At 55.9% G+C, this 12,543-nt stretch carries 10 protein-coding genes and 1 pseudogene; 8 read left to right on the top strand and 3 right to left on the bottom strand.

The genetic code is table 11. The annotated features are described in order from the left end of the window. Positions 1-5 precede the first annotated feature (5 nt). Positions 6-728 (top strand): annotated as a pseudogene (locus ACPUC8_RS13665) (DUF554 domain-containing protein). Positions 729-798: 70 nt separating this feature from the next. Then, positions 799-1,677: a LysR family transcriptional regulator gene (locus ACPUC8_RS13660; protein WP_494926521.1), complete on the top strand. Its 879-nt coding sequence runs from the start codon at positions 799-801 to the stop codon at positions 1,675-1,677. A gap of 79 nt (positions 1,678-1,756) precedes the next feature. On the opposite strand, the gene ACPUC8_RS13655 is transcribed toward ACPUC8_RS13660, so the two are convergent. Next, positions 1,757-2,047 (bottom strand): Rdx family protein, encoded by a 291-nt coding sequence (locus ACPUC8_RS13655; RefSeq protein ID WP_058969066.1) that lies wholly within the window; start codon positions 2,045-2,047, stop codon positions 1,757-1,759. Between the two features lie 230 nt (positions 2,048-2,277). Here ACPUC8_RS13655 and ACPUC8_RS13650 point away from each other — a divergent pair, with 230 nt between their 5' ends. Genes ACPUC8_RS13650 through ACPUC8_RS13630 form a run of 5 tightly spaced genes read left to right on the top strand, consistent with a single transcriptional unit; the run spans position 2,278 to position 8,307 of the window. Further along, complete coding sequence (locus tag ACPUC8_RS13650) at positions 2,278-4,647, top strand: TonB-dependent hemoglobin/transferrin/lactoferrin family receptor (RefSeq protein WP_058969068.1); 2,370 nt, start codon at positions 2,278-2,280, stop codon at positions 4,645-4,647. A 50-nt stretch (positions 4,648-4,697) separates the two neighbouring features. Continuing rightward, positions 4,698-5,720 (top strand): hemin-degrading factor, encoded by a 1,023-nt coding sequence (locus ACPUC8_RS13645; RefSeq protein ID WP_494926520.1) that lies wholly within the window; start codon positions 4,698-4,700, stop codon positions 5,718-5,720. After that, entirely contained in the window at positions 5,717-6,541 is an 825-nt protein-coding gene (locus ACPUC8_RS13640) for a heme/hemin ABC transporter substrate-binding protein (protein ID WP_494926519.1), read from the top strand. Before ACPUC8_RS13645 ends, ACPUC8_RS13640 begins: the two co-directional genes overlap by 4 nt. Next, on the top strand, positions 6,534-7,535 hold the full coding sequence (locus ACPUC8_RS13635; RefSeq protein WP_039327226.1) for a FecCD family ABC transporter permease: 1,002 nt from the start codon (positions 6,534-6,536) through the stop codon (positions 7,533-7,535). Before ACPUC8_RS13640 ends, ACPUC8_RS13635 begins: the two co-directional genes overlap by 8 nt. Continuing rightward, positions 7,528-8,307 carry a heme ABC transporter ATP-binding protein gene (locus ACPUC8_RS13630; protein ID WP_494926518.1) on the top strand — a complete coding sequence of 260 codons (780 nt, stop codon included), beginning with the start codon at positions 7,528-7,530 and terminating at the stop codon, positions 8,305-8,307. The genes ACPUC8_RS13635 and ACPUC8_RS13630 overlap by 8 nt, the downstream gene beginning before the upstream one ends. A gap of 568 nt (positions 8,308-8,875) precedes the next feature. Here the strand turns inward: ACPUC8_RS13630 and acuI are convergent. Next, positions 8,876-9,859, bottom strand: coding sequence for an acrylyl-CoA reductase (NADPH) (acuI, locus tag ACPUC8_RS13625; RefSeq protein WP_494926517.1), 984 nt, complete (start codon positions 9,857-9,859; stop codon positions 8,876-8,878). 173 nt (positions 9,860-10,032) lie between these two features. After that, a complete protein-coding gene (locus ACPUC8_RS13620) occupies positions 10,033-10,191 on the bottom strand; it encodes a hypothetical protein (protein WP_167347651.1) in 159 nt (52 codons plus the stop codon). Between the two features lie 196 nt (positions 10,192-10,387). Between ACPUC8_RS13620 and ACPUC8_RS13615 the strand changes: the two genes are divergently transcribed. Further along, positions 10,388-12,535: an ornithine decarboxylase gene (locus ACPUC8_RS13615; protein WP_494926516.1), complete on the top strand. Its 2,148-nt coding sequence runs from the start codon at positions 10,388-10,390 to the stop codon at positions 12,533-12,535. The last annotated feature ends 8 nt before the right edge of the window (positions 12,536-12,543 follow it).

Raw genomic sequence — 12,543 nt, 5'->3', positions numbered from 1 at the left:
AAATTATGGTAGTGGGACCCTTTGTCAACGGCAGTGCCGTGCTGATTGGCGGGCTGGTGGGCGCTTTTCTCGGCACCAAAGTGCCTGAAAGGCTGCGCGTCGCGTTGCCAATGACCTTCGGCCTGTCGTCGATGGGCCTCGGAATTGTGCTGATCGGTAAGATCCACAGTATGCCTGCGGTGATCCTGGCGCTGATCCTCGGAGCCGCCATCGGTGAACTGGTTTATCTGGAGGAGAAGATTGGCCGTTTGGGAAATCTGGCGAAAGGGCTGGTGAGTCGCTTTTAAAGCCAGCCTGCCGAAGGCGGCCTGAGCGGTGAAGCGTTCACCGAGAAGTATGTGGCGATCATGGTGCTGTTCTGTGCCAGTGGTACCGGCATTATTGGTGCCATGACCGAAGGCATGACGCACGATGCCAACATCCTGCTGGTGAAATCGATCATGGATATCTTCACGGCGGCGATTTTTGCCACGCTGCTGGGGTATGCGGTGGCGGTTATTGCTGTGCCACAGTTGCTGGTACAACTGGTGCTGGCTTCCGCCGCGGTGCTGATTATGCCACACACCACGGCACCGATGATGAGCGACTTCACGGCGGCTGGCGGGTTTGTGATGCTGGCAGCGGGTTTTCGTATCGCGGGGATTAAATCCTTCCCGGTGGCCAACATGTTACCGGCGTTGGTGCTGGTGATGCCGGTGAGTCATTTGTGGAGCAGCTATATCCACTAAGCTTGCGTTCAGCGCGGTTGGATCGATTTTGGCCATGTTAAAATAAGCGCGAATAAGGCGTGGAGGCACCATGGATCTGAAACGATTGCACTATTTTTGCACGATAGCGGAACAGGGCTCGATCAGTAAAGCCGCGAAGCTATTGAATATCGCACAACCGCCGTTGGGAAAACGTTTGCAGGAGCTGGAAGAGGAGATCGGTTCTCCCTTATTCACCCGCACATCGCGCGCCATGGTGCTGACTGAGGCGGGCAGTTTTCTCTATCGTCGTGCCTGCGATATTCTCAGCCAGGTCAACAGTTTGCAGCGACAGACAGTGACCATCGCCACACGTAAACAGCGCCGCGTTACCATCGGTATCTCCTACCTTTATCTGCGCTACTTCACGCCGATCCTGATGGATTATTACCAAAACCGCCCCGACTGGGACATCAACGTCGTGGTGTCTGATTCCAGTCATCTGGAAGCAATGCTGATCGATCACAGTGTGGATATCGCTCTGATGCAGATACCTCAAGACCGTCAACCCTGGTTTGTACGCGAGTTGCAACCCATCGATACCATTACCGTGGTTTCAGCACATTACAGCGCTATGCTGGCGGGAAAAACCCTCAATTTCGCCGATCTCAGCGGTATCCCACTGATTCTCTTGCACCGCATTGGCGGTGAAGGCACTTATGAGATGCTGCGTAATAAGCTGTTCAGCAGCCTCAGTCAGGTCAATATCAGCATCAAGGTGTCGGAACCTCGGCTAGTGCTGGAGATGATGGAGCAGGGTTTTGAAGGAGCGGCGTTTATGCCACGCTCAGAGTTTGTGCCCAGCCAGCAAGGTAAATACATGGTATGCCCGCTGGCGGAATCATTCGCTATCTATCATCCTGCGATTGTGACGCTGAGTACTGCGCAGGATCGTCTGTTATGGCCGCAGAAACATGAGGCCGAGGGTTAATTAGCTGCGGTCGCCATTAATGGCGACACCTACAAATGTGTGCTGCGGAATGTAGTGTGCGCATTTATGCGCACCTCGATTAGCCAGGCTTCTTCTTATCCACATGTCCCAGCTCGCGGTCGGGCCAGCAGAAATCGCGCACGCGCTGCTTCAGCGCCGCCGCATCCGGGAATCCGCCTTCCTGCTTACGCTCCCAAATCACCTGACCATCGATACTGATTTCAAACACACCACCAGTACCCGGTTTTAACGTCACTGCGCTTAAGTCTTCAGCAAAAGTATGTAACAACTCCTGCGCCATCCACGCCGATCGCAGCAGCCAGTTGCACTGAGTGCAGTAGTAAATGGTCACAGCCGGTTTTTGCGACATAACATGCCTCTTCTTAATTATTGATTATAAACAAGTTAACAAATTGTGCGGTCTAAGATACATCTTAGTGTAAAGTTTATTGATAATGATTACCAATTGCATTACATTCCTGACGAAATTATTTATTACATAAAATAAGTCCACACATTTTACGGTTTTTTAACGCATATCGCGTTTTTTTGGCGGCAATCCAGTGAGCGAATACTAACAATTAACCAGGTATTTCGCGCATGTCTTCACTCTTTCAGGGAATGACCCAGCAACGTCTGTTTAAAGTTGCCATTTTGTCTTCCGCTATACACGCCGCTTGCAGCTATGCCGCCAGCGACAACACGACACTTGCCCTATCTTCTGATAAAACCACGGCTGCTGAACCCGTTATGACGGTAACTGCGCCGAAACTGGAAAAACAGGCCGGAAGCAAAAGCACCATTACCGCCGCTGATATGCAGCGCGATGGTGGCAACGATTTCGGTACTATCATGCGTTACGAACCGGGCGTCACCGCAACCGGTGCGAGCGGCGGATCTTCAGCGGGTAAAAGCGGCTTCGACCGCGCGGGTTACACTGGCTATAACATCCGTGGTCTGGAGAGCAACCGTGTCGATATCAACGTCGATGGGGTTTCGCTGCCGGATGCCACAGGACGTAGCTATGTCAGCCGCGCCGGTTTAGATACCTTTGGCATTGGCCGTGACTACATCGATCCTTACATGTTTGGTCGCGTGGATATCGATAAAGGCGCCACCTCCGTTGACCAGGCGAATACCGCTATCGGCGGCGCAGTGTCATTCCGTAACAAGACACCAGATGACTACCTGCGCCCAGGCAAAGAAACCTACTTTGGTTATCAGAGTGATTTCGACTCTTCCAACCGTAGCTGGCATAACGGCATCACAGCGGCAGCGGGCGATCAGGAGCTGCGCGGCATCTTTGTTTACAGCCGCCGCGATGGTCAGGAAACGCAGAATAACGATGCCAGCCGTGGCGCTTATCCCGCCAACTGGCACTCTGACGCACTGCTGGGCAGCGTGGTGTGGGAGCCAAATGACGCGCACAAAATTACCGGTACCGCAGACTTCTACCACAAAACCAATCACACCCATTACGACAGCTGGGATACCTCCGGCAATACCGTTTATGGCACCGCGCAGCAGCAGAGCGATACCCGTCGCTTTGGCTTGAGCCTGGCGGACGAATACACACCGTATAACGATTTCATCGACAGCCTGAATACGCGTATCTATTGGCAGCACACCGAAGCGCATGACAACACTTACATGCCTTCCAGCGCGTCAGCCTATGAAACGGTTTATTCGGACTACAATACCGACAGCTATGGCTTCGAAACGCGTCTGGCGAAAACCCTGGGCCGCCATGAAATCAGTGCGGGCCTGAATGGTCGTCTGGAAGATACCGAACGTCCATTCCGTCAATCGCCAACGCCAAGTACTTTCAGTGTGATCATGCAGCCAGAAGCGGACAGCCGCAGCTACACGCTGGGCGGTTTCGTGCAGGATAAGATCAACTTTGATCTGGATAGCCACAATCTGTCGGTGATCCCTGGCGTGCGCGTTGCGTACCAGAATACCAAACCGCAGAACCTCAGCAGCCTGACCACCGGCAGTACCGTACTGACCGAATCAGAAGTGGAAACGCTGTACGGCTCGGGCAACAGTGATACTCAGGTATTGCCGTCACTGGCATTCCAGTACGAGCTGACGCCAAACCTGATGACCTACCTGCAATACAAGCGTGGCGCGCAGTTCCCGAACGCCAGCCAGCTGTATGGTTCATGGAACCTTGGTTCCAGCTACGCGGGCAGCCAGCAGTACGCGCTGATCGGTAATCCGGATCTGAAAACTGAAACCAGTAACAACTTCGAATGGGGCCTGAAAGGGCAGCCGACTGAAGGCGTGGTAATGAACACGGCGGTTTACTATAACGCCTATAAAAACTTCATTGCATACAACCGTTACATGCGTTCGAGCAACCCGGAGAAATTCACCAACGTTCCGAGCAACATCTACACCACTTATCAGGCAGAGAACCGCGATAAAGCCTATATCTATGGTGCAGAGCTGAGTGGAAAAGTGAACTTCGGTACCTGGTTCGAGGAAGTGCAGGGCCTGAGCGCGCGCTTCGCCTTTAGCTATAACGAAGGTAAATCGAAGTCCAGCTACCTCGGCGACCGCTATGTCGATCTGGAAAGCGTACCACCAATGAAAGCGGTACTGGGTCTGGGTTGGGATGCACCACAGAATGAATACGGTGCAGCAGTTACCGCGACCTTCGTGAAAGGTAAAAAAGCCACCGCGACCAATCGCCAGAGCTATACCAACACCGGAACTGCACTGACGGATTCCACCACCGATTACGAACGTGTGCCAGGCTACGGCATGGTTGATCTGACGGCGTACTGGCAGGTGATGAAGAACGTCAAGCTGAGCGGTGGCGTGTACAACCTGACAGATCGCAAATATTGGGATTACCTGAGCAGCCGCGAAATGACCAGCGATACTGCGCAAGATCGTAATGATATCGCGCTGGCAACTCAGCCAGGCCGCACCTTCCAGCTCGGTGTGAACGTCGACTTCTAATCACTTTTTCGCCCTGCGTTCGCGCAGGGCCTTTTCATGGAGCAAGAGCAATGAACCCACGTTACGATCACTACCTCGCACTGAAAGGCGAACATCCGAAAAAGTATGCCCGCGATCTGGCGGCATTAATGGGCATTGGCGAAGCGCAGCTGTGTGAAGCGCGCGTCGGCCAGGATGCACAAGCGTTAAAAGCGGATTTCCCGGCGTTGCTGAAAGCGCTGGAAGCTGTTGGCGAAACCAAAAGCATCACCCGCAACGAATATGCGGTGCATGAGCAGGTAGGGAAATATGAAAACCTGCATCTCGGCGAACATGCCGGGCTGATTCTTAACCCGCGCGCGCTGGATCAACGTCTGTTCCCGGCACAATGGCACAGCGCTTTCTTCCTTCGTGAGCAGACCGCGCGCGGTGAGCGTCAAAGCATTCAGATCTTTGACCGCCACGCCGATGCGGTGCTGAAAATCTACACCACGGATAACACCAACATGGCGGCATGGGATGCGTTGATCGCCGAATTCAGCGTCGAAGCGGCTGCGCCACTTGATCCGCAACCTGCGGCTGCGCCGGAATATAGCCACGCTATTGATGCCGGAAAAGTGGAAGCTGAATGGCGCGCCATTACCGATGTGCATCAGTTCTTTGGCTTACTGAAGCGTCACAATATTTCTCGCCAGCAGGCGTTCCACGCGGTGCCTGACGATCTGGCGCGCCAGGTGAGTAATGATTCACTGGCCCAGTTGCTGGATCAGGCGCAGCAGGATGGTAACGAAATCATGATCTTTATCGGCAATCGCGGTTGCACGCAGATCTTCACCGGTGCGGTGGAGAAGCTGATGCCGATGGACAACTGGGTCAACATCTTCAACCCAACTTTCACCCTGCATCTGATGGCGGATCACATTGCCGAAAGCTGGGTCACGCGCAAACCAAGCGGTGATGGCTTCGTCACCAGCCTCGAACTCTTCGCTGCTGACGGCACGCAGATCGCACAGCTGTATGGTCAGCGTAGCGAAGGCACACCTGAGCAGGCGCGCTGGCGTGAGCAGGTCACGGCATTAGGAGCAACGGCATGAAACGTTTGACGCTGTTACTGCTGGGCGCGCTGGCACTGCCGACATGGGCCGCCGAGCGGGTGATTTCGATTGGCGGGGACGTCACGCAAATCATTTATGCGCTCGATGGGCAGGCTGATCTGGTGGCACGCGACAGCACCAGCCAGCATCCGGCGCAGGCCAATAAGCTGCCGGATATTGGCTATATCCGCCAACTCAACGCCGAAGGCATTCTGGCGCTGAAACCCACGCTGGTGCTGACCAGTGAGCTGGCGAAACCGTCGCTGGTATTGCAGCAGGTTGAGAGCGCGGGCGTGAAAGTGGTGGATGTCACCGGCAAAACCAGCCTTGATGCGATCCCGGAAAAAATCGCCACCATCGGCAAAGCGTTGCATCGTGAAGATGAAGCTAAAGCGCTGATTGAAAAAGTGAATAAGCAGCGTGCGCAGATTCCACAGCAGCCGTTGCCGGTGAAAGTGCTGTTTGTGATGGCGCATGGCGGCATGCGTACCCAGGCGGCAGGAAATCAAACCGGCGCAGATGCCGCCATTCGCAGTGCCGGTCTGGTCAACGCCATGGCCGCTATCCCGCATTATCAGCAACTGTCGCAGGAAGGGGTAGTGGCAGCGGCACCCGATCTGGTGGTGGTGGGTGAAGATGGCCTGCGCACGCTGGGTGGCGAGGATAAAATCTGGTCGCTGCCGGGCCTGGCGTTGACGCCTGCGGGTCAGCATCATGCGCTGCTGGTGGTGGACGAGATGGCACTGCTGAGCTTTGGTCTGGATACGCCAGAGACTATCGTTAAGCTGCGCAAAGCCGCTGAAGCGGTAAAACATGACTAATGCCGCCGTGATGCGCTGGCTGCTATTGATGGGCATCAGCATGGTGGTTTGCATGCTGATGGCCGCCAATTTCGGCGCGATGCCGCTCTCGATGCGCACCTTGTTTCATGCACCGCTCAGCGATATGGCGTGGCAGATCTGGCTCAATATTCGTCTGCCGCGCGTGCTGCTGGCGGTGCTGCTCGGTATGGCGCTGGCGGTATCCGGTGCGGTGATGCAGGGCTTGTTCCGCAACCCGCTGGCCGATCCTGGTTTGCTGGGTATCAGCAGTGGTGCCGGGCTGGCGGTGGCGGTGTCGATTGTGGTGCCACTGAGCTTACCACCGCTGCTGGCGCTGTGGTTACCCTCGATTGCGGCATTTATTGGCAGCCTGATTGTCACGCTGCTGATCTTTAGTTTTAGCCGCCTGGCGTTGGGAAATCTGTCACGTTTACTGCTGATTGGTATCGCGATTAATGCCCTGTGCGGTGCGGCAGTTGGGGTGCTTTCCTGGCTCAGTAATGATCAACAGCTTCGCCAGCTGGCGCTGTGGGGCATGGGCAGTTTGAGCGCCGCGCAATGGCCGAGTCTGGCGGTGTGTGCGGTACTGATCCTTCCTGGGCTGGTTGCCATTCAGACCCGTGCGCGCCGTCTTAACCTGCTGCAACTGGGCGAGGAAGATGCGCACTACATGGGGATTGATGTGAAGCGCACCCAGCGCGAGCTGCTGGTGCTGAGCGCACTGCTGGTGGGCACGGCGGTATCTGTAAGCGGAATTATCGGCTTTGTCGGGTTAGTGGTGCCGCACGTGATGCGTTTCTGTGTCGGTAGCGATCATCGCTGGATGTTGCCGGGCTCCGCGTTAGCGGGTGCGATTTTGCTGTTACTGGCGGATACGCTGGCACGCACAGTGGTGATCCCCGCAGAGATGCCGGTGGGTTTACTCACCAGTTTACTGGGGGGGCCGTGGTTTCTCTGGCTGATTCTGCGCCAGCAAAGGGGGATGAATGAGTGATTCAATGCAGGCTCGCGGCCTGCGTTTTAGCCATGGTGCGCGTGCACTGATTGATGATGTCTCCGTCACCTTCGCGCCAGGCGAGATGATCGCCCTGATTGGCCCCAACGGCGCGGGCAAATCCACCTTACTGCGTCTGCTGACCGGGTTTCTGACGCCTGATGCGGGTGAATGTTGGCTGGGCGATCGTCCGTTGAATGAGTGGCCGCGTGAGCCACTGGCGCAACGTCGCGCGGTAATGCGTCAGCAAAACAGTGTGACTTTCCCGCTGCCTGCCGAAGAGGTGGTGGCGATGGGGCGTGCGCCCTGGCCTGCCAGTAAATCCAAAGCGGTGATTGAGGAAGTGATGCAGATTACCGGCAGCCTTGAGCTGGCAAAGCGTGATTATCGCTCGCTTTCGGGTGGGGAGCAGCAGCGGGTGCAACTGGCGCGGGTACTGGCGCAGTTGTGGCACGATGATGGCCCGCGCGGCTGGCTGTTTCTGGATGAGCCGACCTCGGCACTGGATCTGTTTTGGCAGCAGTACAGTTTGCGTCTGCTGCATAAATTGACGCGCAACGGGCGCTTCAGCGTCTGTACCGTGCTGCACGATCTCAATCTGGCTTCGCTGTGGTCCGATCGTATTTTGTTGCTGCATCAGGGCAAGCTGGTGGCGCAGGGCGCGCCGCAAGAGGTGATGACAGAAAGCACGCTGACGCGCTGGTATCAGGCGGACCTGCACGTGGTGATGCCACAAGAGCAGGGAAGGCCGCAGATTCAGCTGCGGGCGTAATGCTTGTCAGTTAAGCGACTGACAGTAACGCCGTCTGGAGCCGCACCGGGGCTGGCGGTCCTCGCGCCGCTACGCGGTGCCTTCACTTCACTCGTCTGCCTTAACGGACCGGTGCCGATGTAACATCCATGTTCCAGCGCCACCTTTCGCCCGCGTCCTGCGGGCTCTCCTGGCAGACTCATTCCGTTCAGCGCTGCGGATGCCAGCCCCGGTGCGGCCCCAGCCGGCTCATTAGCTTCAGTGCGGGTTGTCAAAAAGGGCACATTGTCTGAAGCTCTGACGCCTCTGCTGCCCCCTCAGGGTTATCCGCAGCGCTGAGACTTTTACGTTGGGCCAGGAGCCCCACGCGGGGAGGCGTAGGGCAGTTCGCGGCCGACCATGGATGGTCATCCGCGAACGGTCCGTCCGGCACGACGTGGAAGTCGAAGGCACCGCTTTAGCGGCGCGAGGACGGCCCTGAGGGGGCAGTAGTGGCGGCAGAGCCCGCACTGAACAGTCAGGCCACTTATCAATAAGCAGCCTGAGTTCTTAAATGACAAGCATTACGCCATTTATGGCGACCAAATCGTTAGCGACAATCCACAATCAATCGGCCGCGTACTTCACCTGCCAGCAGCGCTTCGGCACCTTCACGCGCTTCACTCAACGGGATCACTTTGGTTAACTGCTTCAGCAGTGCGCCATCCACCAGCTCTGCCAGTCGCTGCCACGCCTGCTGGCGCAACGGCTTGGCACACATCACGCTATCGACACCGGCCAACACCACACCGCGCAGAATAAATGGCGCCACGCTGGTGGGCAGATCCAGACCTTGCGCCATGCCGCAGACAGCGACCACGCCATCGCGTTTGATGCCTGCCAGCACATTGGCCAGCGTATGGCTGCCAACGCTATCAATCGCCGCAGCCCAACGCTCTTTCGCCAGTGGTTTACCCGGCGCGCTCAGTTCGCCGCGATCGATAATCGAGGTCGCTCCCAAGGTATTGATCAGGTAATCACTGTCGCTGGCGCGGCCGCTGGAGGCGACGACCTCATAGCCCAAGCGCGACAGCAGGCTGACGCTAAAACTGCCCACGCCACCGCTGGCACCCGTCACCAAAACGGGACCGTGCTGCGGCGTGATGCCCTGTTTTTCCAGTGCCAGCACACACAGCATGGCGGTGAAACCGGCTGTGCCAATCGCCATGGTTTGCAGCGGACTCAGTGCCGCCGGGACTTTTACCAGCCAGTCCCCGGAAACACTGGCCTTCTGCGCCAGACCGCCCCAGTACTTCTCACCCACGCCCCAGCCAGTGAGCAGGGCGACATCATCCGGCTGCCACTCAGGGTGGCGGCTGTTGATCACGCGACCGACAAAATCGATACCGGGCACCATCGGAAACTGCCGCACAATCGGCCCTTTATTGCAGATGGCAAGTGCGTCTTTGTAGTTGAGCGTAGAGTAGCTGACTTCGAGAGTGACATCCTGGTCGGGCAACTGTTTTTCTGAGAGATCCTGCAGGGATGTGCGGTATCCCTGTTCATCATTTTCAATGACCAATGCCTTGAACATGCAGCCTCCGGCTGGTTGAGGAAAGTTACTGGCATCTTACGCCTCTCAAATAAGGGAACAACAGGCTTCTGGTAATACCTTGCATAAATTTTCATAACACAAAGATATTTAAGCGTTTTTATCATGGCTTGATCTGATAATGCATTATTAATCAAATGGTTATATATTGTTGATTATGCGTAGAAATCTCTTTGCACGGGTTGTTCCAGTAAAAAAAAGATGCCATCATTGCGCCCCAGTTCATTACCTTCCGCCTGACCACTGAGGACGCTGCCATGCTCGTAACACTGCGCATTCGCCACCCGCGTTTCTCCGTCATCTGTTGTTCGCATTTCTCGCTCACCATGCGGTGAGGCCAGCTTAACGCGCTATGCTTTTGGACATGACTAAAGACAGACGCGATCTGACTTTACTGATGTCTATCGGTTGTGGTGGTTGAACCGCCCGAAGTGACGTTATTCGCCGGGGAAATTTCCTCATTGCTGTGCCACTGGCACTCACTCATCCTTCATTACGGGGATTTGTGTTATGAATCCATTGAAAATCGCTGCCAGCGTAGCGGTAGCACCAAGCCTCAGCCTGAACACCGCACGTGATGTGGTGACGCTGGACAATACTGATTTTACGGATGTGGCGGCGGTTGTCGTCTCACTGGCGGATACGCGCAGCGGCGTGTTAACGCTGTTGCGCCAGACCGGCTTTAATTTGCCGGTGTTTGTGGCTAACGCGTTCGATGAAGAAGTGCTAAAGCTGCCGGGCGTGACCGGCGAAATCAATGGCGCTGAGGAAGAGTGGGAGGCGCTTGAAGACGCCGCGCAAGCCTATGAATCTGACCTGCTGCCGCCATTCTTCGATACGCTCACCCGCTATGTCGATATGCAGAACAGCACCTTTGCTTGCCCTGGCCATCAGGGCGGTGCGTTTTTCCGCAAACATCCGGCGGGCCGTCAGTTCTATGAATTCTATGGCGAGAACGTCTTCCGTTCCGATATGTGCAACGCCGACGTCAAATTAGGTGATTTGCTGATCCATGAAGGATCAGCCAAAGATGCGCAGAAGTTTGCCGCCAAAGTCTTTAACGCCGACAAAACCTACTTCGTGCTGAATGGCACCTCCAGCGCCAATAAAGTGGTGACCAACGCCATGCTGACCCGGGGCGACCTGGTGTTGTTCGACCGTAACAACCACAAATCTAACCACCACGGCGCGCTGATTCAGGCGGGAGCCACGCCAGTGTATCTGGAAGCGGCCCGCAACCCGTTTGGCTTTATTGGTGGCATTGATGCGCACTGTTTCGATGAGGCTTATCTGCGTGAGCAGGTACAAAAAGTGGCGCCGCATCGTGCCAAAGATCAGCGTCCGTTCCGTTTGGCAATCATCCAACTCGGCACCTACGACGGCACCGTGTATAACGCGCGTCAGGTGGTGGACCGCATCGGCCACCTGTGTGATTACATCCTGTTTGACTCCGCGTGGCTGGGCTACGAGCAGTTTATTCCGTTGATGGCAGGCTGCTCGCCGCTGACGCTGGAACTCAACGAAAACGATCCCGGCATTTTTGTTACGCAGTCGGTGCATAAGCAGCTGGCGGGTTTCTCCCAGACTTCGCAAATCCACAAAAAAGACAACCACATCCGCGGGCAGAAACGCTTCTGTCCTCATAAGCGTTTGAACAATGCCTTTATGCTGCACGCCTCAACCAGCCCGTTCTATCCGCTGTTTGCTGCTCTGGATATCAACGCCAAAATGCACCAGGGCGATGCGGGGCGCAGCATGTGGCATGACTGCGTCACCCATGGCATTGATGCACGTAAAGCGATTCTGGAACGCTGCGAGATGATCCAACCGTTCGTGCCAGAGAAAGTGCACGGCAAGCTGTGGCAATCCGCCGAAACCGACGCGATTGCTGCCGATCCTGCTTACTTTAGCTTTGAACCGGGCGCTAAATGGCACGGATTCGCGGGTTACGACGAGGGGCAATATTTAGTCGATCCCTGCAAGCTGCTGCTGACCACGCCAGGCATTGATGCCGCCAGCGGTGAGTACACCAGCTTTGGTATTCCGGCGACCATCCTGGCGAACTATCTGCGTGAAAACGGCATTGTGCCAGAGAAGTGCGACCTCAACTCCATCCTGTTCCTGCTGACCCCAGCGGAGAACACCGAGAAGATGGCGCACCTGGTGGCGATGCTGGAGCAGTTTGAAAACCACGTGAAAGAGGATGCGCTGCTGGCGGAAGTGCTGCCGAGTGTTTATCGCAAGAATATTGAGCGCTACAAAGGCTACACGCTGCGCCGCCTGTGCCAGGAAATGCACGATCTTTATGTTAGCTACGATGTGAAAGATCTGCAGAAGGCGATGTTCCGTGAGGCGTGCTTCCCGAAAGTGGAGGTGAACCCGCAGGATGCGCATCAGGCCTATATTCGTGGTGAAGTTGAGCTGGTGCCGATTGCCAAAGCAGAAGGCCGCATTGCAGCCGAAGGTGCCTTGCCATATCCACCAGGCGTGCTCTGTGTGGTGCCGGGTGAAGTGTGGGGCGGTGCGGTACAACGCTACTTCCTCGCGCTGGAAGAGGGGATAAATCTGTTGCCTGGCTTCTCACCGGAGCTGCAAGGGGTTTACACCGAGGAAGATGAGAGCGGTCGTAAGCATCTGGTGGCGAATATGATGGTGTAAACGGTGCG

The organism is Pantoea sp. CFCC18177, from assembly GCF_059412425.1.
This window is presented reverse-complemented; position numbering and strand designations above follow the sequence as displayed.

Excerpts from the sequence above, each read along its gene's own strand:
- ACPUC8_RS13660 (WP_494926521.1), top strand. The coding sequence starts at position 799 with ATGGATCTGAAACGATTGCACTATTTTTGCACGATAGCGGAACAGGGC.
- ACPUC8_RS13655 (WP_058969066.1), bottom strand. The coding sequence starts at position 2,047 with ATGTCGCAAAAACCGGCTGTGACCATTTACTACTGCACTCAGTGCAAC.
- ACPUC8_RS13650 (WP_058969068.1), top strand. The coding sequence starts at position 2,278 with ATGTCTTCACTCTTTCAGGGAATGACCCAGCAACGTCTGTTTAAAGTT.
- ACPUC8_RS13645 (WP_494926520.1), top strand. The coding sequence starts at position 4,698 with ATGAACCCACGTTACGATCACTACCTCGCACTGAAAGGCGAACATCCG.
- ACPUC8_RS13640 (WP_494926519.1), top strand. The coding sequence starts at position 5,717 with ATGAAACGTTTGACGCTGTTACTGCTGGGCGCGCTGGCACTGCCGACA.
- ACPUC8_RS13635 (WP_039327226.1), top strand. The coding sequence starts at position 6,534 with ATGACTAATGCCGCCGTGATGCGCTGGCTGCTATTGATGGGCATCAGC.
- ACPUC8_RS13630 (WP_494926518.1), top strand. The coding sequence starts at position 7,528 with ATGAGTGATTCAATGCAGGCTCGCGGCCTGCGTTTTAGCCATGGTGCG.
- acuI (WP_494926517.1), bottom strand. The coding sequence starts at position 9,859 with ATGTTCAAGGCATTGGTCATTGAAAATGATGAACAGGGATACCGCACA.
- ACPUC8_RS13620 (WP_167347651.1), bottom strand. The coding sequence starts at position 10,191 with ATGCGAACAACAGATGACGGAGAAACGCGGGTGGCGAATGCGCAGTGT.
- ACPUC8_RS13615 (WP_494926516.1), top strand. The coding sequence starts at position 10,388 with ATGAATCCATTGAAAATCGCTGCCAGCGTAGCGGTAGCACCAAGCCTC.